This is a genomic window from Actinoplanes sp. M2I2 (genome assembly GCF_023544445.1).
Classification (GTDB): domain Bacteria; phylum Actinomycetota; class Actinomycetes; order Mycobacteriales; family Micromonosporaceae; genus Actinoplanes.
The window spans coordinates 60,838-85,890 of record NZ_JALPVJ010000029.1; the positions used below are offsets into that span (position 1 = coordinate 60,838).

Annotated in this window: 22 protein-coding genes; 5 read left to right on the forward strand and 17 right to left on the reverse strand. The window is 69.3% G+C overall.

Features of this window, described 5'->3' with window-relative positions:
* Nucleotides 1-3: 3 nt before the first annotated feature.
* The 3 genes from HJC40_RS46785 (at nucleotide 4) to HJC40_RS46790 (ending at nucleotide 2,164) form a co-directional block, all read left to right on the forward strand.
* Nucleotides 4-579: a hypothetical protein gene (locus HJC40_RS46785; RefSeq protein WP_374273653.1), complete on the forward strand. Its 576-nt coding sequence runs from the start codon at nucleotides 4-6 to the stop codon at nucleotides 577-579.
* Nucleotides 580-1,082: 503 nt separating this feature from the next.
* Nucleotides 1,083-1,328, forward strand: coding sequence for a hypothetical protein (locus HJC40_RS39670; RefSeq protein WP_250008769.1), 246 nt, complete (start codon nucleotides 1,083-1,085; stop codon nucleotides 1,326-1,328).
* Between the two features lie 125 nt (nucleotides 1,329-1,453).
* Nucleotides 1,454-2,164 carry an RHS repeat-associated core domain-containing protein gene (locus HJC40_RS46790; protein WP_374273655.1) on the forward strand — a complete coding sequence of 237 codons (711 nt, stop codon included), beginning with the start codon at nucleotides 1,454-1,456 and terminating at the stop codon, nucleotides 2,162-2,164.
* 602 nt (nucleotides 2,165-2,766) lie between these two features.
* Here the strand turns inward: HJC40_RS46790 and HJC40_RS39675 are convergent.
* Nucleotides 2,767-4,623: an Hsp70 family protein gene (locus HJC40_RS39675; RefSeq protein WP_250008770.1), complete on the reverse strand. Its 1,857-nt coding sequence runs from the start codon at nucleotides 4,621-4,623 to the stop codon at nucleotides 2,767-2,769.
* Between the two features lie 302 nt (nucleotides 4,624-4,925).
* Here HJC40_RS39675 and HJC40_RS39680 point away from each other — a divergent pair, with 302 nt between their 5' ends.
* Both HJC40_RS39680 and HJC40_RS39685 read left to right on the forward strand, forming a co-directional pair.
* Nucleotides 4,926-8,087 (forward strand): BTAD domain-containing putative transcriptional regulator, encoded by a 3,162-nt coding sequence (locus tag HJC40_RS39680; protein WP_250008771.1) that lies wholly within the window; start codon nucleotides 4,926-4,928, stop codon nucleotides 8,085-8,087.
* Nucleotides 8,088-8,299: 212 nt separating this feature from the next.
* Nucleotides 8,300-8,521, forward strand: coding sequence for a hypothetical protein (locus HJC40_RS39685; protein WP_250008772.1), 222 nt, complete (start codon nucleotides 8,300-8,302; stop codon nucleotides 8,519-8,521).
* Between the two features lie 272 nt (nucleotides 8,522-8,793).
* Here HJC40_RS39685 and HJC40_RS39690 read toward each other — a convergent pair whose 3' ends face one another.
* The 16 genes from HJC40_RS39690 to HJC40_RS39765 all read right to left on the reverse strand — a co-directional run bounded on the left by HJC40_RS39690 (nucleotide 8,794) and on the right by HJC40_RS39765 (nucleotide 24,928).
* Nucleotides 8,794-9,288 carry a DUF4262 domain-containing protein gene (locus HJC40_RS39690; protein ID WP_250008773.1) on the reverse strand — a complete coding sequence of 165 codons (495 nt, stop codon included), beginning with the start codon at nucleotides 9,286-9,288 and terminating at the stop codon, nucleotides 8,794-8,796.
* 277 nt (nucleotides 9,289-9,565) lie between these two features.
* Entirely contained in the window at nucleotides 9,566-10,402 is an 837-nt protein-coding gene (locus HJC40_RS39695; RefSeq protein ID WP_250008774.1) for a hypothetical protein, read from the reverse strand.
* Between the two features lie 243 nt (nucleotides 10,403-10,645).
* On the reverse strand, nucleotides 10,646-12,244 hold the full coding sequence (locus HJC40_RS39700) for a VWA domain-containing protein (protein WP_250008775.1): 1,599 nt from the start codon (nucleotides 12,242-12,244) through the stop codon (nucleotides 10,646-10,648).
* A 24-nt stretch (nucleotides 12,245-12,268) separates the two neighbouring features.
* Entirely contained in the window at nucleotides 12,269-13,387 is a 1,119-nt protein-coding gene (locus tag HJC40_RS39705) for an AAA family ATPase (protein ID WP_250008777.1), read from the reverse strand.
* A 311-nt stretch (nucleotides 13,388-13,698) separates the two neighbouring features.
* Complete coding sequence (locus HJC40_RS39710; RefSeq protein ID WP_250008778.1) at nucleotides 13,699-14,040, reverse strand: hypothetical protein; 342 nt, start codon at nucleotides 14,038-14,040, stop codon at nucleotides 13,699-13,701.
* A 161-nt stretch (nucleotides 14,041-14,201) separates the two neighbouring features.
* The gene (locus HJC40_RS39715; protein ID WP_250008779.1) at nucleotides 14,202-14,897 is read right to left on the reverse strand and encodes a hypothetical protein; all 696 of its coding nucleotides are present in this window, start codon (nucleotides 14,895-14,897) and stop codon (nucleotides 14,202-14,204) included.
* Entirely contained in the window at nucleotides 14,894-16,507 is a 1,614-nt protein-coding gene (locus HJC40_RS39720) for a DUF4314 domain-containing protein (protein WP_250008780.1), read from the reverse strand. The genes HJC40_RS39715 and HJC40_RS39720 overlap by 4 nt, the downstream gene beginning before the upstream one ends.
* A 219-nt stretch (nucleotides 16,508-16,726) precedes the next feature.
* Nucleotides 16,727-17,377 carry a GGDEF domain-containing protein gene (locus tag HJC40_RS39725; RefSeq protein WP_250008781.1) on the reverse strand — a complete coding sequence of 217 codons (651 nt, stop codon included), beginning with the start codon at nucleotides 17,375-17,377 and terminating at the stop codon, nucleotides 16,727-16,729.
* Nucleotides 17,378-17,475: 98 nt separating this feature from the next.
* Nucleotides 17,476-18,231 carry a MarR family transcriptional regulator gene (locus HJC40_RS39730; RefSeq protein WP_250008782.1) on the reverse strand — a complete coding sequence of 252 codons (756 nt, stop codon included), beginning with the start codon at nucleotides 18,229-18,231 and terminating at the stop codon, nucleotides 17,476-17,478.
* Between the two features lie 150 nt (nucleotides 18,232-18,381).
* A complete protein-coding gene (locus tag HJC40_RS39735) occupies nucleotides 18,382-19,167 on the reverse strand; it encodes a hypothetical protein (protein ID WP_250008783.1) in 786 nt (261 codons plus the stop codon).
* A gap of 5 nt (nucleotides 19,168-19,172) precedes the next feature.
* Entirely contained in the window at nucleotides 19,173-19,445 is a 273-nt protein-coding gene (locus HJC40_RS39740) for a hypothetical protein (protein ID WP_250008784.1), read from the reverse strand.
* A gap of 119 nt (nucleotides 19,446-19,564) precedes the next feature.
* Nucleotides 19,565-19,927 (reverse strand): Lsr2 family protein, encoded by a 363-nt coding sequence (locus tag HJC40_RS46450; protein ID WP_250008785.1) that lies wholly within the window; start codon nucleotides 19,925-19,927, stop codon nucleotides 19,565-19,567.
* Nucleotides 19,928-20,173: 246 nt separating this feature from the next.
* Nucleotides 20,174-21,529: a hypothetical protein gene (locus HJC40_RS39750; protein WP_250008786.1), complete on the reverse strand. Its 1,356-nt coding sequence runs from the start codon at nucleotides 21,527-21,529 to the stop codon at nucleotides 20,174-20,176.
* Nucleotides 21,530-22,037: 508 nt separating this feature from the next.
* Nucleotides 22,038-22,559, reverse strand: a complete 522-nt coding sequence (locus HJC40_RS39755) for a hypothetical protein (protein ID WP_250008787.1) — start codon at nucleotides 22,557-22,559, stop codon at nucleotides 22,038-22,040.
* A 269-nt stretch (nucleotides 22,560-22,828) separates the two neighbouring features.
* The gene (locus HJC40_RS39760) at nucleotides 22,829-23,590 is read right to left on the reverse strand and encodes a hypothetical protein (protein ID WP_308200994.1); all 762 of its coding nucleotides are present in this window, start codon (nucleotides 23,588-23,590) and stop codon (nucleotides 22,829-22,831) included.
* Between the two features lie 468 nt (nucleotides 23,591-24,058).
* Nucleotides 24,059-24,928 (reverse strand): replication-relaxation family protein, encoded by an 870-nt coding sequence (locus HJC40_RS39765; protein ID WP_250008788.1) that lies wholly within the window; start codon nucleotides 24,926-24,928, stop codon nucleotides 24,059-24,061.
* Nucleotides 24,929-25,053: the final 125 nt, after the last annotated feature.

Here is a 25,053-nt window from a genome sequence, read left to right on the forward strand (position 1 = left end):
CGCTTGCTGCAGGTGCTCGGTCACCGTCATCGGCGCGCTCAAGCTCGGAGGCTGGCCCGAGTACTTCTTGTCTGCCGGGCTCGCGCCCGAGTCCGTGGTGGCGGCGTTGCCGGTGATGGCGGTCAGCAGTTCCAGGGCAAGGAAGTCGTCGCCGTAGTTGCGGTACCGGACCAGCTCGATGCTCCGGTTGATCTGTTGCACGGCGTACTCGTCGTAGCGGGTGAAGTCACTGGCGACGCAGACGAGCCGCGGAGCGCTCCAGTCAATCTCCTCGGCGGCCCGCAGCGCCAAGTTTTTCATGACAAGCAAGGTGAACTCACCGTGGTAGTCCATCAGCCAATCGAAATAAAAAAGACCCTGGCTGATGACGTTCTCGTCACGAGATCGCTTGTACTCAAATATGACCGGCGAGCCGTTCTTGTCGAGTCCGAGAGAGTCCATGCGGCCACCGTGCCGGGCCCCGGTGGAGTACTCGGAGGCCAAGAAGCGAACCCCGAACAGCGTGTTCATGTTGCGCTCGATCAGAGCCGTGCGAAGACCGCGCCGAGGGCAAGCCGATTAACTATGGCGACGCAGTGAGCGCCGGAACGACGGATATGGTGGTGAGCCTTATTAGCTGAGAGCCGACGCCGCGACGAAGCTAATATCAGTAGGGCGTGATGGGCATCGCGAACGTGCGATGCCCATCACGTAATGCGTTGTAGATTGCCTCGTAAGTCGACCATGAAGGACGTAGTAGATGCCCGTGATCAGGATAGCCCGAGCATTAGATGCTGGCGGCCTGTTTGCGCGAATGGGATTCCTTATCGATGGAAAGTTGATTACCCGACTTAAGAGGGCAAGTCTGAAAGTATCGAGGTGCCGGCCGGCTCCCATATCATTCAGACTCGGATGGACTGGCTGCGCAGCGCGCCACTGGAAGTGAACGTAGAGGAAGGAGTCACGGTGTCCGCGACTGCCTCCCTGACCGAGCATCACGTAAAACGTGGTGTGTCGCCTCAGAAGTTCATCATGAAGGGACGTGGAAAATGCCCATTATTAGGCTAGCTCGGGGGTTTGATGTCGGCGGCACTGCTCGCCGAATGAAGTTTCTCCTTGACGGAGAAATTGTAGCTCGCTTGAAGCGAGGCGATTCTGACAAAATTGAGGTGACTTCGGGCGTTCACACAGTTGAGGCGCGAATGGATTGGTTGCGCAGCGCCCCTCTGGAGGTGGAAATTTGGGAAAACGAAGATTCTTCCATTGTTGGATCTTTGACCGAACATTCATGGACGTTTACTGGCAGCTTTCTTAAGCCGCATGCTGCGATCGAGTTAATTCTGAAGTGAAATGCTTCTATAGTTCTCAACTGATGCTGTTGGCTCGGGCAGCGCCATTCGGGTTCGGAAACGTTCTGCTGATTTAGCAGGGTCATCGCGTCTTGGCGCTACCGTTGGTCACGGCCTCAACAAGGTTGGGATCGGCGGGTCAGCGCGACCGTGGCGCGGACGGTGCAGGTTACGACCCCTACGGTGCGGTGTTGTCCTCCACCGGTGTCCGTGACGAACACAACCCGTTCCGCTTCACCGGCGCGTATCAGGACGCTTTCTATGACCTCGGCACCAACTTCACCAAACTCGGCCGCCGCTGGTACCACGCCGAACACGGCCGCTTCGCACAACAAGATCTCTTGACGTTCCTCAACAGCCCCGCCCGCGGGAACCGCTACGCCAACGGCGCCAACCCCTCGGCATGGCCTCACTGTAAAGGCTCATCTCGTTTCCCGGGGTGCCCCGGTTTCACTGCTCACCAGGCGACGTTTGTGCCGGTGGGCGTCATCGTGTCCACGAGGTCGGACGTCAGCCGGCGCATCTTCCGCGTCGACGGCTTTCACCGTGACAATGCCAGCCACGAATATCCGGCGGTCAGTACTGCCACCGCCGCCGGTATCCCGCGACGTGCCGAGCCATTGCCGAAGTGCTCAGGCGGGCGTGCAGGCGTGATGAGCTGGGACAGCATGGGTCAGGCACCGTCGGGTCGATGCCCTGGGTGGTCCTTGATGATCACATCGGGGTCTGACGTCGCGTCAGCCAGCTCAACCGGTAGGCCCGGCCGTCGACATCCAGGGCGTCAAGCCAATTGGACCAAGCCGCCCACACTGTCGTCGTCGCTAGGTTCGTCGTAGCCCGCCGCCGCCGCCACTACCCGGCGATCCCAGACGTCGGATCGCGCTGCCGCTGACAACCAGTGAGCCGCGGCGCCAGAATATTTGAGTGGGCTCCGTGCGGGCAGGGACGTGGTGACTGTGAGCCGACGGACATGCATTCGGGGTGCGCCACCCCCGTACCCGACCACATCGTGCGTGATCAGTAGGAGAATCCTTGGCCGAGGGTTCTCGTAAGCTCCGACGTGGCGCACGCCATTAGCCGCTCGGTGATCGCGTGAACCGTGTCGAACGGCAACATGAGCGGCGGTGCTCCCATCGGGGGTTGTCTCAGCCGTCATCGGAAGTGAACATCAAGCTAAATAAGGCGTGACGCGTCTGCTAATCAACACAGGCCCTATGCAGAGTGATGCAGGCTATGCTGCGATTTCCCAGAGCTCTGGCGCGCCTAATACCGCGGTTAGTCGCGTGTATACGGTGGGCAGCCGCCGTCATACCGTAGTCAAGGCAAGATGAATGTTCTTGCATGCCCATGGCTATTTCACGACTCATGTCGACCTCTACGCGGGCGGCGTTTCCGTGTCGCGTTCACCGGGTCATTAGTGCTGTTGCTGATAGTGGGTTTAGGTCTGGACGGCGTAGGCGCCTGGGGGCTCGGGACGGTGGTAGAGCGTCCAGCTGCGCATGCCGTAGCAAGCCGCCACGGCGAGCGCGTACAAGACGGCGATAGTGTCCGGGCCGGAGCGCGACAAGATCAGGGTGAAGAACCCGGCCGGTACGGCCAGCATGATGCGTCCAGCCGGATGTCGTAGCAAGGCGCAGGCGATGGCGATACCGGTGAGCAGTCCGCCGGCCGTGCCGAGGGCGGCGCCCCATCCGTTGAGGGTGGCGGGTAGTGGGCCTTGCCACCATAGGGCGACGGCGGCGATGCCGACTGCTGAGGTGATCACCGAGCTGGCGGGGAAGGTGAGGACCCGGTCCCATCCTCCCGCTGGTGGTTGGGGCAGCCGCCGGCTGAGCGCCGCCAGTGTGATGGCGGTGGCAAGGAGGGGCAGTATCGGCAGCAGGGCCCATCGCATGAGTGTGGACATCGGCTGAGCGAAGAGTTCAGCCGCTGTGACAGCGAGCAGCCCTGCTGCTGCGGTGCTGATCGCGGCCGCAGCGAGCAGCCCGCCGGCGATCTGCGATGGTGGCACGCCGGGTCGGCCCAGAACCGGAGCCCGGTGGGCGAGCAGCGCGGCCAGCAGGCCAGCAGCTTGCAGCGCTGTTACGCAGATCAGTACGCAGGTGGTGGTGAGTTCACCCCAGGCGGCGAGCACGTAGTAGCCCGGGCGTGGCCGTTGCGGGGTGCCGTTGTTGGCATCGGCGGACAGCAGGAAATGCGCGTACAGCAGCAGCGCCGCCACCCCGGGCAAGGTTAGGCCGAGTAGCCGGCGTAGCGGCGGCAGCGTGACCGGCTCAGGACCGAGTCCGGCGGGCATTGACGGTTCACCGGCGCCGACTGCCGCGGCGATACCGGGATACTGGGCGACCTGCACCGGCCGGCCGAGTTTCACGGCGATCATGTCTCCCGCGCCGGGCGTCGCCGCGGTCGCCCCGATGACGTGCACCGCGCTGACCTGCACCAAGCTCAGATCAGCGTTGCTGACCGCGGTTGCTGCCAGCGCCGCGGCTTGCTCGAAGGCCGGCTCAGACGCCTGCCGGAGCAGGGCGGTGGTCACCACGGCCGCCGCCCGGCCCGGCAGCGTAACGGTGACGGCGGGTTGCCCGCTCAGAGATTGCTTCGCCGCGCGGATGGCCGCCAGCAGACTCCACCGTTGTCCCGTGGTAAGCGGCTCGAGCTGATCGGCGAGCAGTGCGGCGGTAAGGGCGGCATCGATCGCGTCTCCGCCGGCGTCCGGGTCGACCAGAGTGGACAGGACCTCCCACCCGGCTGGCCCGTAGGACACCACGGTGGCCTCGCAGCCTGATCCCACGTCGACGACCAACGCGGTGGTTCCCATCGGCGGTGGTGACCCCACCGGCGTGGCCGCTTCCGCGACGGCGACGGGAATGTCGATCATCCGGGTCACCGGGAGCCCGGCGGTGGAGCAGGTGTGCCGTAGCCAGGTACGCCGGCGTGGCCCCCATCCGGCCGGGACGACCAGCCGCACGTCAGCAACCGGCCGGCCGGCGGCCTGGGCGGCCTCGGCCCGCACCTGGCGCAGGGTCGCCACGACCAGGTCAGCGATGTCGACCGGCGCACCGCGCACCTCGACTTCACCGAGGTCCGCGTGCAGCGGCGACACCACGAACCCGTCGGGATCGCGTTCGGCGTGCTGCCACGCTGGGGCGCCGACAACGATGGGCCCGTCGCCCAGATGAACGGCGCTGGACAGTTCCACCTGCCCGGCGAAGGTCAGCGGTGCCCAGCCGCCCGGCCAGATGAGTACCGCCCGGGTGGCGACAGCCCCATAGTCGATCGTCAACTGTGGATACACGGACGACAGTGAAACAGAAGATCGCCGATAAAAACCCGACGCAATTGCGTGGTAGTTCACGTTGAACCACGCGGTGATCCGCCCCGTTCGATGAGGTAACCGCTCGAGGCCCGTGCGGTGGCCCAACGCGAATCTGCCCAGGCCACGGCCGCAAGCCCACCGGGATCAACTCGCCCGCCAACGCCTGGCCGGCAGCTGTCGAACGACGACGTACGGCCGAGCACGTCCGCATACCCGCGCCTTTCCCGAGGACAGGAGGAACATCGGAAATGTTCCGGTTGATAGCTGCCCTACGGTGGGCAATGGCAGCGGCGCTTCTGCTCCTGGGCGTTCCTTCAGCGTTCGCCGCCGCCGGCGGAGTCCCGCACCAGACTCCCTCGGCGCCGAAGGTCCAAGCCTGGCTGCAGGGTCCGCTGGAGCCGGGTAACGCGGCCATCACCGCCTGGATCGCGGTCTGGCTCATCTGGGGCGCGGTCGCCGGCCTGGTCGTGGCCGCGATCGGGCGCCGGGCCGCGCGGGTTCGCTGGCACCGGCTCGTCGGGCGGCTTCCCGCGCCGATGCAGGGCCTGGCCGCGACCATCGTCGGCGCCACCGCCCTGACCGCGCCGCTGGCGGCGACCGCCGCTCACGCCGCACCGGTGCCGGCGACCGTGGGCGATACCCACGACCTCTCCGCCGGCACGCGCACTGGTCACCAGCCGCCACCATCCGCCACCTCGGCAGCCCAGGCGGCGGGCTCTAGCCTGGTCCAGGTCGTCGTCCGGGACGGCGACACCCTGTCGAGCATCGCCGAGCGGTGCCTCGGCGACGAAAACCAATGGCCGGCGATCTTCGCGCTCAACGAAGGCCGGTACTTCGACGACATCGGCGGGACCTTCACCGACCCGGACCTCATCTACCCCGGCTGGACGTTGCAGTTGCCGACCGAGGCAGCCGCCCCGGACTCGCCACGCCACCGGCCGCCAACCCGAGACGGCAACAACACACCGTCACCCGGGCCGTCCGCCAACGATCCGCAGCCAGCGCAGCCGGCACCGACCGCGGTCCCGGCCGGCCCTTCTGCAGCTGCAACCCCTGCGCACCCTGGCGCATCCAGCGACGGCAACACCCTTCCGGAGCCGACCGCCGCGCCCGCCGAAGGCAACGCCTCGGGTCCCCAGTCGTCGGGTGCCGAGCCGCCGGCCGGGGACGCGGCGCGCCGCGCTGCGCCGCCGGGCGTGCAGCTGGCTACCGGCAGTTGGCTGGATCTGGGCCTGGCAACCGCAGTTGCGGCCGCTGCCGCCTTGGTCTGGGCGCACCGTCGCCGCCGCTACCGCCGCCACCCGCTCACTCCTGAACTGCGACTCGACGACCCCGACCTGACCGCGCTGCCGCGCGCAGTCACCGACATCCGGCGCCGGCTACGCATCACGGTCGAACCCGCCACCGCATCCACACCCACCGCGACCGACCTGGTCCCTGCCCACACCACTGAAACCGACGAGCCTGACGGCGGTGATCCCGGCACCGGGCACGCGGCCGCCGGCGGTACCGGGTCACCTCGGCCGCAATCCGGCATCGCACCGGCCCGGCCGGTCACACCGACGCTGACCAATCCCGCGGCTGTCGCCTGGCCGGCATCCGGGCTCGGCCTGACAGGGCCTGGCGCCGAACCCGCCGCCCGCGGTTTCCTGGCCGCCGCTCTGGCCGACCGCGACCCCCAAGCACCACCGGCACAGGTCGTACTACCCGCCACCACCGCGGCCACCCTGTTCGGCTCCGCTGCCGATACCCTGCCCGCCACACCTCGCATGACCATCACCGCTGATCTCGCCGACGCCCTCAACCTGCTGGAACATCACGTCCTGCAGCGCACCCGGCTGATCGACGACCACCAGGTGGACAGCATCGCCGACCTGCGCATCACCGACCCACATGAAGAACCGGCCCCGCCGATTTTGCTGCTGGCCGACGCGACCGACAGCCGGGACCACATGCGCATGACCGCCCTGCTCGCCCAAGGCCACCGCCTCGATATCCACGGCATTCTGCTCGGTGCCTGGACCACCGGCGACACCCTCGTCGTGAACACCGACGGATCCACCACACCAGTAGCCGCCAGCCACCACAGCGGTCCATTGGCCGACCTCGGCCGCATCGCCGTCCTCACGCAGGCCGACGCCCTCGCGGTGATCACCACGGTGATCGAGTCGCACACCGGCCTGCCGCTGGCGCCGGCCGGGAAGCAGCAGCGACCGTCCACCGCAGTCGTGCCGGCGGCGGCCACCAGCGACGACGGCCAGACTCACGTTCGGCCGGACCGCGTGCTGCACGCCCTGGCCAACCTCGGCGAAACGACTGCCGCAGCCGTCGCGGCCCACCTCACCGTGTCCTACCCGACGGCCACCGCCGAACTGATCCAGCACGAACACGACGGCCACACCGAAACCGTGCGCACCGACACCGGACGCACCCTGTGGCGGCTCACCGACACCGGCCGAGCAACCCTCACCCCCACCGACACCACACCCGCGGCACCACCGGCCACCAGCGAGCCCGCTACCACCGAGCCCGATACCGCACCCACGGCCGTCCATAACGCCGCTGCGGCCGGCCGGTACGCCGACGTCGACGCGGCCTTGCGGTGGCCCGACCCCGACACCAGCTTCACCAGCGACCATCCGCCTGCTCCGCCCGGCACCGATGACTCACCACCGGGACACGTCGAGGTCACCGTGCTCGGAACGGCCGGCATCGTGGCCGTCAACCCCGACCGGACACCCCGCAAGAAAGCCCTCGAGCTGCTCGTCTACCTCGCCGTGAACGACGGCAGCGCCACCGTCGACGCCATCCTCGAAGATCTGCTGCCTGACGCCCCGACCAGCAAAGCCCCCGAACGCCTCTACACCTACGTCTCCGACCTACGCGCCGTCATGCGCCGCATCGGTGGACCCGGCACCTACCTCACCCACCCGCAGCGCCGCTACACCCTCAACCCCGACACCATCACCATCGACCTGTGGCAAATGCGCGCCGCGATCCGCGAAGCCCAGCAGGCCACCGACACACCGCAACGCATCAACGCGCTGCACCGAGTCGTCAAGCTTTACCGAGGCCCACTGGCCGAAGACACCGACTACGAATGGGCTGAGCCCTACCGCGAAGCCATCCGCCAGCAAGCCCTCGACGCCCACCTCGCCCTAGCCGACGCCCTCACCGGCAACCCCAACGCCCGGGCCCAAGTGCTCGCAGCCGCCATCGCGCACAGCCCCTACAGCGAACAGCTGTACCAGGACGCCATGCACGCCTACGCCGAACTCGGCCACCTCGACGCCATCCGAGCCCTACGCCGAGACCTGACCCGAGCACTCGCCGAGATCGACGCCGAACCCGACGACCAAACCATCGGCCTCGCCGACCAACTCATCGCCGACCTGCACCAGAAACCACGGCGCAATGCGGCCCAACCCCCGACCGAACCGTGACGGCCAACCGCGAATGGCCCCCCATGATCGATAATGTGCTTATCCTCCGTGTTGATAGACGATTTGCCAGTTCCCTGCCGATGAGAATGCGTCAGCAACTGACCCGCCCGATCGCCGTGATACCCCAGCCGGGGACCTTGTCGTAACAGCGGCCGTGGTTATCGCTGCTGCGTGTGGTTGCGCCCTCCGTGCGCGGGGTATCGGTACTCGTCATGACGGAGTCTCGGGTTCGCGCCGCTGGATCGGGCAATCTGCTGCTGGCTGCAGGCGTCGGCCTCCTGGTTGGTCTCGCTGGTTTCGGACTCGCCTACCTGATAGGCCCGCGCACCGACACCATCTCAACGGTGCCGCTCGCCCTTTTCGTCGGCTTCGCCGTCGGCGCGATCTGGACGTGGCGCATGTACCGCCACGGCTGGCGCGTGTTCGGCGGATGACGCGACAGCTGAACTCCGGCCCCTGTCGACACCGAAATTCCCTTTCTCGCAGGTGATTTACTCATCTGCCGCCGACCGCGCGCGGTCGGCGGGCAGTGAAGAAGTGTGCCGCCATGCGGGATCTAGGGGGTCGTGCGACGTTGACGGGCCTGAACTGCGCAGTGCAGTTCAGGCCGCTCAGGTCGCCCTTCTCATCTGGCTTCGTTCGCGGGAACGATGCCCGGATGAGACTGGCGCTGGAGGACCTCCTGGCATCGCGCACGCCCGGGGCTTCACTGTCTGCTTTCCTCTGCGGGCAGCAGAGTTTCTGGGCTCGCGATCAAGGGCTGGGTGTGCGGCGGATACCCGTAGCCGTTCTCCCATGGGAACTGGCCGTGCTGGTCGGGCCAGACCAGTTGCTGCAGGCGTACCTTGTCGCGGCCGTAGAGGGCGAACGCGATGCCGGGATGCAGGGCGTCGTTCGAAGAGCCGTCGATGATGATTGTGTCGTAGCCGACCAGGACATCGCTGAGTCGCTCGCCGTGGGAAAACCGGGCTGTCTGGTCGAAGACTCGGCGGCCGAGGTCGTTCAGCAGGCTCTGCGCGATCTGCGGTGGAAAGCCGGCGAGGATGAGTTCCGGGTGATCGTGGGCGGTGAGGCCGACGGTGTAGGTGAACGCGACATCGGTGGGCGGGTCGTCGGGGGCGGGAAAGACGTGCACGACGGACCAGCCCACGCGGTCGATGATTTCGACCTGTTGTTGCAGTAGTTCCTCCATGCTCGGCATGACGGGATTCTCCTTCGATAATTGAATTGACGCTTTAGCGTGGCGACCGGAGACGGCGATCCCGCAGGCACAGCCGTATTCGCGTCGCGTGTTAATGCCAGTTTGGGCCGCAGCGGCGCCGGCACCGGGTGGACGGTTTCGAGTCCAGGCGTGAAGGTTCACGGTGATAGCGGTCGGGCCGGCTCCGCGTTGGGCGCAGCTGGCCAAGGGCAGCGCCCAGACGGTCGGTCCAAGCCGTAAAGGCACTTGGGTCTGGCGATGGTGGTCGGTCGTCGGATCAGCTGTCAGCGTCGGTGATGCCCGGCGGGTACGGCAGCGCGCCGTCCGGTGCCGGGAGTAAGCGGACGCGAGCTGGATCGATTTCGGTGAGTGCGTAGCCGGGGACATTCGGTCCGAGATCGCCGAGGCTCACCAGGTCGTAGTGGTCGGGGGCGTTGAAGTCGTCGCGGACGACGTAGAGCTGGTCGGGGGCTTCGCCGTGCCGGTGTTGCGGGTCGATGATCTGCACCAGCGATCCCAGGCCGGGCAGTGCCGCCCGTTTTTGACGGTCGGTGATGTGGGCGGCGACGACCGCGATCTGCCAGTCGGCGGCAGCGACCAGGGCGTTGTCCATGTGGCCGGAGAGTATCGCCTGCAGAACGGTTCGCAGTCCGGTGGAGACGGCACCGGATGCTGCCTTGTCCAGTGCTCGAAACCCGAAGAAACGGTCGGCGTACAGGTCCGGTGCGGTTGTCTCCCGCTCGGTAGCGAGCTGGTCGCCTGCCGGAAACCGGAACTGAGGGTTGAGCAGCCGGGGCAGCGGGATCAGGTCGCCAGAATGCGGGACCCACTGGCTGCTGGCGGCCAGGACGGTGCCGGGGTCGCGACCAGCGGGTTCGGCGTCGGCGCACCCCGGACAGGCCTGGCCGGTGCCTGCGCAGTGCGGGCACCGGCGCCAGTTGGCCGGGTCGCGGCGCGGGTCGTAGTCGGGGTCCCAAAGGCCGGTGAATTCGCCGCCGAGCCGGTAGCGGTCAACGGGTAGGAAGTGCAGGGGCGCGGCTAGATGCGCGTCGATCGTGTCGAGGGTGGCGCTCGCCGGGACGAGCACCGCCAGCAGAGAAGCGATCATGGTCATCGGTGGTTCCTCCTCGTGTCCTGCATGTGGTTTGGGCCGGGGCCGGTACCTGAGATTGGTGCGGACCATGTCGTACCGATGTCGTGCGCCGGGGGGCACGCCATGACCCCGCCTTCTTGAGGTCTCGGAAGCGGGGCCGTGGTTGGCGTGGGTGTGGGACACCGACGCCTTGCAGCGGCCGAGGAACGCGGGCGAGCTGCGAACTTCGCAGATGCTGCCCTTGAGGTGCGGAGGGGAGATCGGTCAGCAGTGTTCGAGCGCGGTGATCGCCGCGTCGGCGATGTGGGCGACGGCGTCGGCAGGGTCGGCGACGGTCAGGGTCGTCGTGTTGGTGAAGGTGTAACTGGGTAGGTCGGCGGGCTGCAGCCACAGCACGGCGCAGCCGTTGCGGTGCAAGGTGGTGATCAGTTTTTGGCCGGCGGCGATGTCGTCGAGCCAGCCATCGGAGACCACGACGAGCATGCGCAGCGTGCGTCCGTGGCGCAGGTTGAGGAGCCGGTCGGCGACCTTGACTGCCTCGGGGAAGGTGGCGGTGTTCTGATCGGCGGTCATGTGCAGCACCTGCCGCGGGCGGGTGCCGGGTGCCGTGAGCACGCTGGTGTGGCTGCCGAAGCTGATCGTCGTGGTGACAGCTTCGGCACGGCGGGCGGCGTGAGCGAAGATCCAGGCCGCGGAGGACAATTCGTCGGCGTAGGACGCCATGGAGCCGGACAGGTCCACCAGGATTGCCAGGTGCAGGGTGGGTTTCGGTGGGGGTAGCGGGGTGCGGTGCTGCCATGGCGCCGCGGTGGGTAGCTGCCCGGTGGCTATCTGCGCGTCGGCGGTGATCGCGTGTCGGGTGCGTAGCCGTCCCGGCGGGATCAGCGCCGGTTTGGTTCCGGGTTCCGGATTGCGGGTCCGGGCTCGGGTGATGCGGGCGGCCAGCTCGCGGGCGGCGCGGTGCTGCTGGTCGGTGGGGTCGCTGGCCGGCCATTCTGCCGGTGGGCTGTGCCGATGCTGCAGCACCCGGGCGGTGTACTGGCTGGGGGTGAGCCCGTGTGCGGTGGCCAGGTAGTCCTCGATCGCCTTGGCCAGCCGGCCGGGGAACGCGCCTGGTTCCAGGGTGGGGACGGTGGTTTGCTGGTCGGGGTCGATGCCCAGGACCTGACACCACCGGTGGGCGAGTTCGATCATGGTGGTGGCGTCGGTGTCGTCGACGGTGTGGGCGTGCTGCCAGATGTCGCGCAATGCCGTGAGCCGTTGCCGGCCGAGGACGCTGGTGACGGCGGCGCGGACGGCGCGGGTGTCTTTGCTGGTGATGATGCGGGCGTCGACCCGGGCGAGGAGCAGCGCAGCGAGGGTGCCGGCGTGCCAGGCGTCGTCGATCGCGGCGTTGCTGGGGTCGAGCAGGGTGGTGACGGTGTGCCGTAGCCATCGGCGGTCGGCGCGGCGGCGTTGCCGTTGGCGGCCTTCGGCGCGGGATTCCTCGAGCAGGTCGGCCACATGCGCGAGGATCGGTGGTGTGCCCGGCGGTGCGGTCCAGTGGCTGTGGGCGGCGTGGGCGGCGCCGTGCACGAGCAGCCCGTAGCCGGTGGGCACGATTGTGCGGTGCGTGGCCCGTCGGGGGTCGGCGACCTGAGGGTTGTCGGCGATGTAGTGGGCGTCGACCTCGATGCGGCGCAGGTGGGGGTAGAAGCATTCCGGGGCGCCGCCGCCGGCGCCGGGTGCGACCAGCACGTGCAGGTCGTCGCGGCCGGTCAAGGTGGGGATGTGTTTGGTCCAGGCTTGTGACCAGCGTTTCCAGGCGTCGTCGGCGGTGTGGGCCGGCTGCCCGGTTGAGCGGTGCGTGCTGGGGTCGGGCATCAGGGTGTCGCCTTTCGTCGGGGGTCAGCGGGTGCCGACGGCCAGGGCGGGGATCGTGGTGCCGGTGTGCCGGGCCAGGGCGGCGGCCACGTCGGTACGGGCGTCTTCGGGGGCGATACCGGCGAGGTTGGCCAGGGCGGTGGCCTGGCCGAGCTGCTGGCGGACCTTGACGAAGCCGAGCAGTTCGCGTAGTTGCGGCGCCCAGGCGACGCGTCCGGCACTGAGGTCGTTGTTGAGGTCCTGCGCGGCCGCGACCACGGCTTTCGGGACGCCGAGCTGGCGGGCGAGGTCCCAGTCGGTGCTGACGGCCAGGTGGACGGTGAACCGGGAGGCGAGGGCTTCGGTCAGCACGGCGCCGTGCACGCCGGGGTTGTGCCCGGCGCACAGGTAGAACCCGTCGACGGCTTGGACGTGCTCGTTGCCGTGGGCGGGGATGGTGATGACGCCGCGGCCGTCCATGGCCGGGTACAGCACGGCCAGCACGCGGGGTGGGATGAGGGTGGCGTCGTCGACCAGCAGCGGCCGGCCCTGCCGCATCGCAGTGACCAGCGGGCCGGGCACGAACTGGTAGCCGCCGCCGGGGATCGGGTTGTAGGAGCCGAGGAAGTCATCGACGACGGTGTCGCCGGTGCCGGCGACGGTGAGCAGGTCGGGGAAGGCGGCCTCGAGCATGGCGGTTTTGCCGGTGCCGGGCGGCCCGTACAGCAGGACGGGGATGTTCTGTGCCCGCAGGCCGTGCAGGACGTCTACGTCCCAGCCTTTACCGAGCCGGCGTGGGTAGTACAGGGTGCCGTTGGGTCGGGTGACCGGGTCGGGCCGCGGTTGCCGTCCGCTGCTGCGGGCTGCGCTGCGGGTGCTGGTGGGCGGGGTGCCGGCGGCGTCGATGCCGGCCTGGGTGATCTGGAACCGGTGCGGGTTGCTCTGGTGGGTGGCGTGCCCGGCCGCCGCCATCTTCTTGAGCACTTCGAACACCGCCCCGGAGGAGGCGGCGCCCAGGGCCCGGGTGATCTCGCCGACCTTCAATAGTGCGCTTGGCTGGCCGGCCAGATACAGCGCGACGCGGGGGTAGAGGGAGCCGCGACGGCCCGCAACCGCGGTGTGGTCCGGGCCGCTGGTGGCCGGCGGTGTGGTGGGTGTGGTCATGGGACTGGTCCTTTCGCAAGGGTCAGGCCCGCGCATCCGTCTCCGGATGCGCGGGCGGTGATGAGAAGCCGCGCATAGCGGAGACGGGCTGCCGCTCACCCCGCGATCGCGCCGGAGCCTGGTCGTAGGAGGTCCGGTGCAGCGGAGGTTGCACACCCGCAAGTAATGGGTCGTGACGCATCCGGCGCGCCGTGGATCGGGTGGAGCCCGCCCGCGGTGCTCTGCTGATTGCGACGATGAACGCCGCTGGTGCACCGATTGATCACCTCGGTGCCGAGGTGAGGAACCGATGGGGTATTCGCCTTTGCGGGTCAGTCGTGGGGGGCAGCCGGCGGCTCGATCTCGTCGAACCCGAACAGCAGGCCGATGATCTGCAAGGTCTGCGTGTCGTAGCGGTCGGCGAATCCTCGGCAGATCGCTGGTCGCACCCCGGGCGCGGCGGTGTCGGGCAGAGTGCTGTGACAGACGATGTAGCTCTCAGCGGCCCGCGTTTCGCGGACCAACTCGGCCAGGCGACCGGCGCTGAGCTGCATTAGGTTTCCGGGCCGGAAGATGCAGGTGTCACACATCCGGGCCAGCAGGCGGGTCCGCCTGGTAAGCGGATCACCGACCGACAGCCGGTTGCCGTCGGCGTCGTCCGACAGCTCAGACATGTCGGGGCAGTGCTCGGTGCCGTCAGCGTCATCGCCGGCGCGGGGTACAGGTGCCCCGCGGGGTGGGATCGAGCTGGCCTGCTGCGGGCGGTCAGGTGCCGTGCCGCGGCTGCGTGGCCGGTCAGCGCGATGTTCGTCGTGCCGGTCGTCAGGCGTTGATGTCATCGGCTGCCGCCCGGCAGGTCCGGTGGCACATCGTGCGACGGGGCTGTCTGTGCGGGCGTCGGCTTCGGGGGGTCGGCTGGCGGGCCGGTCCGCCGTTGCCGCTCGGCGTCCATGGTGGCGCTGAGGGTGTCCACTGCCTGGTCGGACAGCCCGGTAAGGGGCAGCCGCATGGGCGTGGGCTCGTCACCCTCGCACAGGTACTCCAGCATGAGAGCGGTCAGCTCGCTGAAGGTCGGTAGCTCCACGCCGCCGGCGGCGGACGTGACCAGCTGACACTCGGCGTCCAGCCGGGGGGTGTCGTGCTCGCAGGCACCGTTGAAGGGCCCGTTGTCGTCGCCGTAGAGCGGCACGTCGTCGACGTAGGCACGGTCGATCTCCCACCGACCGTCGGAGCCAAGGGTGAGGGGCACGCCGGGCTGCTGCTCGATCCGGTGCCGCCCGGCGGCCTCGTGCAGCAGGGCAGCTGCGGCGGTCTGCCGCTCGAGGTCGGCAGCGTCCATGGTGTCAGCCAGGTTCGCTGCGGCCCGCGCTTCGGCGGTGGGCAGGCCGTTCCACCGGGCGACCAGCACGGTGTAGCGCTGATCAGCGCTGCGGAACCGCTCGGCCGGGCTGATGTCAGCCGGTCCGGTGTCAGCCGGTTCGGTCGTCAAGCCCTGGGGCCGGGGGTCGTTGGTGGTGCCGTGGTCGGTCATGGCTGGCGCTCCTGCTGGCCTGCCGGGCCGGTGACGGGCACGGTGAACCAGCCCCGCCCGGTCCATGTCTGCCATCGCCGCCCGGGTTGCCTGGTGAGGGTGCCGCCCAGGGCGAGCAGTTCGCGCAGGTCGCGGGGGATGGGGGTGAGCTGCTGCATCGTGTCGGTACGACCGGCCTCGTCGATCAACCGCAGCAGGGTGGCGCCGCGGGTGTCGGCGAGCGTGATGGCGTGGTCGATCAGGTCCTCGTCAGCCAGTGCCTGCAGCAGCCGGCCGGTGGTGACCTGCTGGCCGTGGTGGCGGCAGGCCGCCACGTAGCATCCGAAAGCGGGCTGGGTGGTGTCCGCGTCCGGCGGGTTGACGGTGATCGGGCCGGTGCCGTCGGCGGTGACCACGGCGACCGGGTCGCCGTCGAGCGTCAGCGTCGCGGTGAACGCCGCGCCAAGGCTGTCCCCGCCCGTGCGGTGGGGATGGACGCCGGTCAGCTGGAGCCGGGTGTGCGGTACCCGCAGGCCGGGCGTGTGGCGCAGCATCTCGAACTGCTGCTGGTCGCCCGGTAGGGGCAGGTCCCCGACGATGCGGTCGCACCGGTACGGGTCGACGGCCTGCCAGCACCAGTTCCAGCCCATCACGACGTAGTGGCCGTCGAGGTCCGGGCCGCATCGGTGGATCGCTTGCGGGTCATCGGCCATCACCCGCTGGTCGGCGATGAGGACGTCACCGTCGAAGCGCAGGTCGGCCAGCTCGGTGTCCACCCGATGGTCCAGCTCCGCGTCCGGTAGCCCTTGTTGTTGCAAGCCGGCGCGAACGAGGGCGCGCTGGTCCTGGTGGCCGGTGACGATCGCCTCGGCCACCGGCCGGGTGCAGGAGAACACGGCCCAGCCGTTCCACCGGTCGATGAGCGTGCCGGCGAAGCCCACAGCAATACGGTCCCCATCGGGGCCGCCGGTCACGGACCAGTCGCCGGCGAACACCCCGGCGCTGCCGATGCGGACCTGGTCAGGGTGCAGCTGAGACACGTCGCGGCCGTTAGGGCTGGCCGCCAGCTGGCACAGCTCGGTGACCCGGTCGAGGACGACGGTGGCAAAACCGCTGCGGTAGGCGTCGATCGCGGTGTCACGCTGCTGATCGGTGAGCGACGGCCCGTCCCAGCCGCCTCCGGTCAGCACGTCGGCTGCCTGGTGCGGCGGGTCGGCCGGGGGCAAGGTGTCGAGCACGGCCGGGTCGCCGTCCTGGATCCCGGCAAGGACGCGGCGGGCCACGGCGCGGGTATCGCCGCGGGCTCGCCCGCCGATGGTGTCCTGCGCCCACCACTCGGCGGCGCTACCACCGGCTTCGGCTGCGGCGCTTCGCACCTCGGCCAGCAGAGCGTCCCAGGCCGGGGCGTCGCCGCGCGCCGGGGCGGCGGGGGCAGCGGGAAGGGCCCGGATGCGATCGCCGGCGTCCAAGCACATCGCGAGGGTGGACCCGTTGTCCCAGCGCACGTAGACGGTGTCCTGCTGCTGTTGGTCGTGGTGTTGCACGGTGCCGGTGTCGCCGGGCTGCAGGCGGGTGTAGGGGTCGTTGGTGTGGACCAGGGCGATGCGTTGCCCCGGCTGATAGGCGCTCATGGTTCTCCGATCGTTGACGACGATGCCGCGAGGTTGGCTGTGTTCTTCCGGCTGAGGCGGCTGCGGGTTGGTGGGCCCTTGGCGTGGGCGTGGTCAACCCCGCAGCCACACACCGACGGCTCGGTTCAGACCGCAACGGTGGTGGTCGCCGGGCAGGGTGGGGGCGCCGCCGAATGGTGGGCGAGCCTGCTCTGCTCTGCGACGGCCCCTGGCGAAAAGCTAGGGACGGGGCAGGTCGCGGTAGCGGCGGCCGTGCCGGGACGGGCAGGTTTTGGTGACGGGTGCGGCGTGGATGCTGCTGCGGGTGGTCTTGGCCTCGTACATGGCGATGTCGGCCGCATGCAGCAGCTGCGCTGCGGTGGTGCCGGGTTCGGCGCTGGCGTAGCCGACGCTGGCGCTGATCCGCCGGAAGGTGCCGGCGACCGGGATCGGGTCGCGGCTGATCTGCCGCCACGCGGCGCTGGCCGCCCAGGCGAGGTGGTTGCTGTCACCGGCGACGAGCAACGCGAACTCGTCACCGGACAATCGGGCAGCCATGTGGACCGGTTCGATGAGCGCGGCCAGGCGTTGCCCGACCACGGTCAGGACGTCGTTGCCGCCCTGGTGGCTGAACTGGTCGTTGATGGCTTTGAACCCGTCGAGGTCCAGCACGATCAGGCCGACCCTGTCGCCGTCGCGATCTCGCAAGGCGCGGCTCAGGGCGTTCAGCAGGGCCCGCCGGTTGGGCAGGCCGGTGGTGTCGTCGTGATGGGCCAGATAGCGCCAGCGCGACACTATGCGCTGCTGGTGCCAGACCAGCGGGCCGGCGGCGGCCAGGCCGGCGAGGATCCCGCCGCAGGCGGTGACGATCGCTTCCAGGATGGGAGACATTGACAAAGCTCCTTCCGTTGTAAGGAGCACCGGGGGCGGGCGTGGTGCTTGGTCGTTCGACGCCTGCCTCCGGGCTACCGGAAATGGGTGAGGACCGCTCAGGTGGCGTCGGCGTGGATCGCGCTGAAGGTGGCGGGTTTCTCCGCGATCAGCAGGGCACTGCCGGTCGCGACGAGTTTGTGCGCTGCGTTGGACACCGCTCCGGCGCTGGCCTTTTTCGCGCTGGTGTCCTCGCTGGCCGTGTCGATCAGCCGGCACAACTCGGCCACCTTGAGGCCCTGGCCGGGATGGGCGTCGAGGACATTGAGGATCGCGTCGCGCAGCAGCCCGGATGCCCGTCGCGGCGAACCCGCACCGGCGTGCGGCGGCGTGTCACCGGCGCTGGCGGCGGCGCCCTTCGGGCCTGTGCCCGGGGAGGGTTGCCCGGTTGGTTCGGCCGCGGCCGGTGGCGGGACCGCGCCGGCGGAGTCGTCGCCGGGCGGTGCAGCCGCCGGGTCGAGGTCCCGCTGTGGGGCGTGCGTACTCGGGTCGGTGGGTTCGCTGCCGGTACCGGGCCCGGCGGGTGGGTCGGCGGGGCGGCCTTCATCGGGCGGCGGTGAGGCGGCGGCCGTGCGGGTGTTGCTCGTGGTGGCGGCGCGGCCGGTGTCGGTGAGCCGCCATAGGGTCTGGTTGTCGTCGTTGCGGAACCGTTCGGCCTGCCCGGTGTCCTCCCAGGCACGCAGCTTGGGTGTCACGGTGGAGTAGCCGAGCCCGCTCGCGGTGGCGATGCCGGCGGCGGTGGCCTCGCCGAGCTCGGCGAGCGCGGCGAGGACGCGGAAGGCGCTGTGTGCAGGTTCAGCAGCAGGGTTGGTCATGGGTTGTGGTGTCCTTTCCAGAGGTGAAGCGCACGGGGGCAGTGCACTGATCCACGCTTCATCCAGCCGTGAGATCAAGTGCTCTCGATGGGACGTGCGGGGGTTGCCCGGCAGGACGGCATCGCCGCTGGCCGGCCATCGTCCGGTGGGTCACTTGCCGACGCGATGAGCTGCGGCGGGCTTGAGCGGTCCCGGCTGGTGGACGCTGATGTGGACGTGGTTGGTGTGCCAGCCGGACGGGTCGTCGCCACCGAAGGGGTTGGTGTAGGCATGCCAGCCGGCCTCGTCGGTCCAGATCATGCGGAACCAGATGACGTATCGGATGCCGAGACGATCGGCGTTGGCGACGGCCCAGGCGGCCAGGGCGTCACCGTGTTCCTTGCGGGTGCCGGTGGCTTCCCGGCCGCTGGTCATCATCCAGTCGCAGGCGCGGCCCTTCGGGTGGTCGCCGTGATCATCGACGCGGTAGCAGCCTGGCTGTGGGGAACCGGCTGTGCCGGCTTGCTGGACGAGGTGGAACAGTCGGCCGGTGATGCAGCCGTTCCCGGTAGTCGGATCCGGGCGGATGGTGCAGTCGTCCTGCGGCCACGAGCCGTCCGGATGACGCGGGGCAGGCTCGGCCACGCCGAGCGGCGAGCACGAAGAAGGCACGCTGGTGAAGGCGTTGACGACGCGGACGGCATCCGGCTCCCACCGGGCGTAGGCCTGCGGATATCCGCTGGTCTGTACCTGCTGCGCGGCCCGGGTCAACGGCATGCTATGCCAGCCCGTGATCTTCAGTAGCCAGGTGTAGAACTCGCGGGCGGCGTACTGCGGGTCCTGCAGCTGTTGCGGTGTGCCCCAGCCCTGCGACGGGCGTTGTTCGAACAACCCGACCGAGTCGTGGTCCCCACCGGGCTGGTTGACCAGCGACGACTCCTGCATCGCGGTGGCCACCGCGATCACCCAGCCGGGGCCGGGACCTGCATCAGCCGGCCGACCGCGACGATGACACCCGCGTTGGCCACCTGCTCGGCCCCCCATACCTCGACCTGCTGTGGCCTGCCGGCCATGGTCGCCGCAGGCACCCGTCCGGAGTCCGGCCGGGAACCGGGGACGGTCAGGCAGTTCGCCGTCACCGTGCGGCCGCCGCCAGCCATGCCGGTCAGCCCGGAGCAGCCCAGCAAGATCACGACGACCGCGACCACGACGCCGGTGAGAGCTCGCCTGGTCATCGGCCATCACCTCCCGGTCTGGGCGTCGCGGTGAATCGAGCTCGGCGGGGCACCGGCTTCACCGCTACGACGCCCGGCCCGGCGGCGTATCCGGAGGCGGGGCGGGGCTCCGACGCGGCTCATCCGGCGTGTGGCTCGGGCTGGCCGGCGGTGGTGCGGAACGCCGTGCTTACCTTGTGTGGGATGGGCCCGCGCGCGTTGTAAGCCGGTAGATCCAGGTCGTTCTGATGGGCGTGCCACCACTGCCTGATGCTGTTGCTGTTCGCCCGAGACGCGCCGCCGGGCGGCTTACCGCTGGTCCTTCGTGGTAGGCGCCGGGCGGCGGCGACGAACGGGTACAGCGCTGCACGAAGCCGATCGATGTTGTGGTCGGCCAGGTCGATCTCGTAGTCGACGCCTTCGAGTGCGAAGCGGTAGGTATCGACGCTGTCGGTGCTCTGGTCGATGTCGTCGATGACGGTGCGCTGGATACGGATGGCCACGAGTTGCTCCTTGTGATGGATGGCGTTGGAAAGGTGGCCGGGCGCAGGCGCTGTGCGCCGCTGGGATCCAGGGCGCGGCTGTGCACCTGTGCCATGGCCCGGGCGGGGTTGCCGGAGCCAGGGAATGCGAATCCGGTGCGGAGGTGCCGCAGAGCCGGTCCGGGGGTGCCACCCGAGCCGGGCGGCTGGGGCGGCACCGACGGGACCCAGTCCTTCCCGGGGCCTGGCAGCCCGGCCTTGCCGGGGTCAGGCGCGGATGACCGGCGGCAGGGTCGCTGCGAGGGCGGCGGTCTTGCTGCCGAGCCGGAACATGGCGACGGCGTTGCCGGGCACGTCGGCGACCCCTTCGTTGCGTTCCTGCGCGCTGAACGGGAGCCGGGCGTGCGGGCCGACCCGGAAGACGGGCTCGCCTTGGTACTGCTGCGCGACCGGTCCGGCCCCGTACACCGAGTACAGGTCACACTCGCCGAGCCCGCCCAGTCCCTGGATGAATGGTTCTTTGCTGCCGGTGCACAGGACCACCAGGTCGTAGCCGCGTCCCTCGATCAGCGCCATACCTGGCACGTCGACGACTCCGGCCCGGCGTTGCTTGACGGTCAGCCGGCGGGCACCGGAACGGTCGTCGCGCAGGTACCGGCCGATCGCCTGGTATCTGCCCCGGATCTCGTCCTGCCAGACGGTGCAGGTGGTGGGCAGGGCGTCGTCGTACCAGTCGATGCGGTCGACATGGTCGAGTGCGGCGGCGGCCATGAACGGCTGCGGTGCGATGCCCAGCAGCGACTCGATGACGCATTTGCCGGCGTCACCGCCGCCGACGACGGCGACCCGGCGCAGGCCGCGCAGCGGCCAGAGACCCGCCATGCGCTGTATGAACTGCGTGAAGGTGAGGATGGTGGTGCCGTTGGCAAGGTGCCCGCCGTCAGGGTCGCCCATGCCGCGGGCGTCGATGACCCGCCCGGCCGGCAGGGTAGGGCGGCTGTCGATAGCCAGGGCAGCACCGCCGCCGTCACCGTCGTCGTAGGCGATGACATTGGTGTCCGGTACCACTTCGGCGAACTGGGCCAGGGCCAGCCGGATCACGAACGCCATGTCCGTGTTCGTCGGATACTCCAGCGCGGAAACGTTCGCCGCTTGGATCGGGGCGCCGGGCAGGTAGTTCAGGTTCGCCCCTAGATCACCGGCCAGGCCCGGCCCGCCCGGCCGGTTCGGGGAGTTGAGGTAGAACACCGGCCGGGTGGTCGTCGCGAAGATGCCACCGACGCGCTGGCCGCGTTCGAGGACCAAAGGTTTCGGGTAGCCGGCCTGGACGCGGGTGGCCGCGTAGACGGCGGCGTGGTAGCCGCTGCCGATGATCACTTCCCGGTCGCAGAGGCTGGCATTAAGGGTGTCCTGCTGGCGTTGCTCGTCGGCCCAGTAGTGGTCCAGGGTGTGGTCGGCGAGCTCCCGCCCGGCCGGGTCGAGGGCGATACCGGTCAGTTGAGCGATCAGCGGGTTCACGAATTCGCTGGAGCGTTGCAGCATCGCGCGCATGCCCTCGGAGGCTGCCGGGGTTGCGGCGAGGGTGCTCAGCAGGGTCGTGATCGGGGTGGAGGGCTCGAACATGGGCCCATGTCCTTTCTCGAGGCCCTCTCGGGTGGCCCGGCGGAGCCGCGCTGTCTGCCCGGGAGACCCGGGAGCAGGCACACGGCCAGGCAAGGTCCCAGGAGGGGATGTGGTGACGGGTAGTTGGTGCAATGCCGGTGCTCGAGGGCGGATCTGGCGGTGTGACACCGGCAGGTGCCCGGCGACCAGGGCGGGTCTGTTCCCGCAGTTCTGCTGGTCGGTGAAGAGGGAAAGGTGGCCGTTTTGCCGGCCCCGGCTTGATCAGAGACCCCGGCCTTGGGGCCTGGGCTGCTCCCAAACGCTGCTGGGCTGTCGTCCACAGCACCGCAGAGCGCGGTGTTGACCTGCAGCTTGGAAATGGCCGCGGCAGGCGTTTCTCAGAGGGAGTCGGGCGCGTCCGATGCTGCTGGCGGCCGTTGACGTCGTTGATTGCACGGCTATCGTCAAGCGATGCCCGGCCAGGTCGATGGCGCGTAATGGGAGTGACCCCGGTGGCGGCGGTCTGGTGTCAGCCGCTGGTGCGCATGGTGTTGGCGAGGGTGTTCAGCAGGGCGAGCGTGCCGTCGAAGTCGGGTGCGGCTGTTTCGGGCAGCACCGCCACGCAGCGACCCTGTTCGCCTGTTACGTGGCTGAGGGAGTAGGCCCGTCCGTCGATGTCGACGGCGTCGATCTGGCGGACCGTGACGGGGCCGTCCTCGTCGTCGATCGTTTCGGTGTACAGGTACACCCAGGCCAGGAACCGGACGTCGGTGACCCGGGTCAGCTGGTGCTGGACGCCGGCGGCGCGGATGTCGTCGTAGGCGGCGCGTAGCGCGGCGACGGGACCCTCCGGATGCCGCCAGATCGGCGGTGGGACCGGCAGTGGGTTGACGCCGAGGCGCCGGGCGGTCGGGTCGGGGTGCCCAGGCACGGCGGTTTCCTGCAGGACGGCGAGCAGGTTCGGGCCGAGGTCGTTCTGCAGGTGCGGGGCGAGGTCGTCGAGATCGGTCAGGCAGCGGGTGATGGCCTGAACTTGACTGCCATTGAGCATGTGCGTCTCCAAACGGTGTGCGGGCGGGGATGAGCCGCAGGTGGTGGATGCGGGCGTGGATGAACGCCGCACCACTGCGGCGGTGCAGGGAGGGGCTCCGGTCAGGTCGACCGTGATGCGGTCGCGCCGATCTGCGGAACCGGTGATGTCCCAGGTGCCGCCTGGGTTGTGCAGGCGGGCGGTGGGAGGGGTGGAGCCGGTCCGGGCTGTCGTGGTCCCTTGGGTTCAGGGGTTGCCGACAGTGACCGGACCGGTTCCAGTGGGAGGGGCTAGAGGGTGACCGCGAGTAGCCGCTGATCGTCGGCGAGGCCGGCGAGGTAGTGGCTGGCGTGCTCGAGGTAGGTCGCGCGGTCACTGAAGGCGTCGGTGTCCGGCGTGATGTGGTGGCCTTGCTCGGTGAGCAGCGCGTCGCCGCAGATCGCGGTCAGGGCGCTGTAGTGCTGGTAGGCCGAGGCTCCGGCCTGCAGCATCTCCAGCTCGCCGATCTGCAGCGGGACGAGCGGGTTGACCGCGTTGTGCATGCGCATCGCGGTGATGCGGGGCTGGCGCCAGAAGTCAGCGGCGGCGGTGTCCCAGCTGTATTTGCTCGGGTCGTTGAGGTGCCGGCTGTGGAAGTGAACCCACGGCTGGGCCGGCTTGGTGCCCTGCACGGCCTGACGCCACTGCTGGTGGCGGATGCCCGCGCCGACGCCGGCGGCATACCGCAGGCCGGTGAGGTTCAGCAGCCGTGCGGGGCCGCCCGCGCAGTAAGCGGGGGTGCCCTTACGCAGGTCGAACATCTGCCGGCGTTGCCACGGGCGCAGCTTCGGCATCGTCCACAAGCGGGCCTGCAGTGTGCCGTCGACACTGAAGTGCCGGTGCAGCTGGTGCGCGGTGAGTGCGTCGCTCGACAGTCCGTCGGGCAGGCACACGATCATCGTGGTGATGGTCGCAGCCGGCCTGACCGGCTGGCCGCTGTTGTTCGGCGGTGCGGCCGGCTGGGGCGCCGGGGTGGGGACACGCTGTCCGTTGCGGGACGCGGTGATGGTCATAGAAGGGTCCTCCTTCGATACGGGCGTGCGAGGGCACGCAGGACTGACCGGCCCACCGGGTGCATGGGTCAGGGCGTGAGATGTGCGGGAGCCCAGCGAGTGCTGGTGCGGTGGTTCGGTGCGGCCGTGGGGCCGCCGCGCGGCGCGGGTGTCGACCAGCCTTGAGCAGGGTGGTGGACGCGGTTGCCGGGTAGTGCGGCGGAGGGTTCCCGAAGGCGGGACCGGACCGGGTGAAGCGATATATGAGGTGAGGTGTTGCCGGAAACGGTAGCGGCCGGGTCTGTCAGGGCCCGTCGCCGTCAGGTCTGCCGGAAACCGGCTCTGAGCTGCACTGTCAGACATCCGGTGTGCTGCCGGTCGGCAGGAGTGCAGCGCTGTCAGCAGTCTGTGGGTCTGACAAGCCCTCGATCGCGGGGGCACCGCCCAGCGACGAGCGCGGCAGCCCCGATACGTGCGGCCAACCGTGGGCTATTGCGTGCCGGCTGATGAATCGGAGTAGCGGTGTGGGTTGGTGATCGGGTGGTCGGGGCCGTGATCCGATGGCAGTTCGTGCAGCCATCGGCGTAGTCCGGGGTCGTGGGTCAGCGTCCAGGCCGGGCCGGCCGGGTGTTCCTGGTGGATGCCGGTGGCGACTGGTATCGCCAGGCGGGTGCCGGCGAGGACGTCGAGCAGGTGTTGCTCGCGGCGGCGGCCGGGTACGCGCAGCAGCACCGGGTAGTGGGGACCGCCGTGGGCTGTCAGGCGGTCGTAGGCCTGCAGCTTGCGCAGGACGGTGCCGATGGTTTCGGTGCCGTTGTCGTGCTCGAGGAAGAACCCGACCTGACGGCCGCCGGCTTCCCAGATGCCGTGCCCGTCCGGTCGGATGCTGGGCCCGTCAGCGGCCGCGGGCACGCCTGCGTAGACGGCGGTGGCGTGCTGTTCGGACCACCAGCGGTGCACGCGGGCGTTCGGGTCGGTCCGGGCGTAGGCGTGCAGGTCGATGAACAGCTGGTTGGTGCCGATCAGGTGGCCGAGTTTGCGGCTGCCGATGATGCGTTCGGTGCGTTCGACATTGGAGCGGGGTTCGCGGCCGTCGGCGCGGAGCGGGTCGTTGTACTGGGTGGGGTAGAGCACGGCGCCGAGCGGGCCGAGGGTGTACAGGTACTGGCGGTCACCGGAGGTGACGTCGACGAAGCGGGTCACCGCCTGCAGGGCGGACAGGACCGCAAGGCGGAGCCGGGCGGCGCGTAGCGACGGGAACTGGGCGGCGGCGATCTGCGCGGTGGCCAGCACGTAATGCTCGGCCAGCCAGGACAGCAGCTCGTGGTCACGGGCGGTGAGCCGGCGCAGGCGGTCCAACCGGTCCAAACGAGCCGACGACCGGACTCGAGTCGGGGCGGGGGAGGAAGTAGGTGGGCCGGGGACACGATCGGGTTGACGGGCGGCGGGCACGAGTGGGCTCCTTCAGGCGGATGCGGAAGAGG

Bases quoted from the DNA above. Each gene is read 5' to 3' on its own strand.
- HJC40_RS39670 (WP_250008769.1), top strand. From the start codon at position 1,083: ATGAAGTTTCTCCTTGACGGAGAAATTGTAGCTCGCTTGAAGCGAGGC.
- HJC40_RS39680 (WP_250008771.1), top strand. From the start codon at position 4,926: ATGGCAGCGGCGCTTCTGCTCCTGGGCGTTCCTTCAGCGTTCGCCGCC.
- HJC40_RS39685 (WP_250008772.1), top strand. From the start codon at position 8,300: ATGACGGAGTCTCGGGTTCGCGCCGCTGGATCGGGCAATCTGCTGCTG.
- HJC40_RS39690 (WP_250008773.1), bottom strand. From the start codon at position 9,288: ATGCCGAGCATGGAGGAACTACTGCAACAACAGGTCGAAATCATCGAC.
- HJC40_RS39695 (WP_250008774.1), bottom strand. From the start codon at position 10,402: ATGACCATGATCGCTTCTCTGCTGGCGGTGCTCGTCCCGGCGAGCGCC.
- HJC40_RS39700 (WP_250008775.1), bottom strand. From the start codon at position 12,244: ATGCCCGACCCCAGCACGCACCGCTCAACCGGGCAGCCGGCCCACACC.
- HJC40_RS39705 (WP_250008777.1), bottom strand. From the start codon at position 13,387: ATGACCACACCCACCACACCGCCGGCCACCAGCGGCCCGGACCACACC.
- HJC40_RS39710 (WP_250008778.1), bottom strand. From the start codon at position 14,040: ATGTCTGAGCTGTCGGACGACGCCGACGGCAACCGGCTGTCGGTCGGT.
- HJC40_RS39715 (WP_250008779.1), bottom strand. From the start codon at position 14,897: ATGACCGACCACGGCACCACCAACGACCCCCGGCCCCAGGGCTTGACG.
- HJC40_RS39720 (WP_250008780.1), bottom strand. From the start codon at position 16,507: ATGAGCGCCTATCAGCCGGGGCAACGCATCGCCCTGGTCCACACCAAC.
- HJC40_RS39725 (WP_250008781.1), bottom strand. From the start codon at position 17,377: ATGTCTCCCATCCTGGAAGCGATCGTCACCGCCTGCGGCGGGATCCTC.
- HJC40_RS39730 (WP_250008782.1), bottom strand. From the start codon at position 18,231: ATGACCAACCCTGCTGCTGAACCTGCACACAGCGCCTTCCGCGTCCTC.
- HJC40_RS39740 (WP_250008784.1), bottom strand. From the start codon at position 19,445: ATGACCAGGCGAGCTCTCACCGGCGTCGTGGTCGCGGTCGTCGTGATC.
- HJC40_RS39750 (WP_250008786.1), bottom strand. From the start codon at position 21,529: ATGTTCGAGCCCTCCACCCCGATCACGACCCTGCTGAGCACCCTCGCC.
- HJC40_RS39755 (WP_250008787.1), bottom strand. From the start codon at position 22,559: ATGCTCAATGGCAGTCAAGTTCAGGCCATCACCCGCTGCCTGACCGAT.
- HJC40_RS39760 (WP_308200994.1), bottom strand. From the start codon at position 23,590: ATGACCATCACCGCGTCCCGCAACGGACAGCGTGTCCCCACCCCGGCG.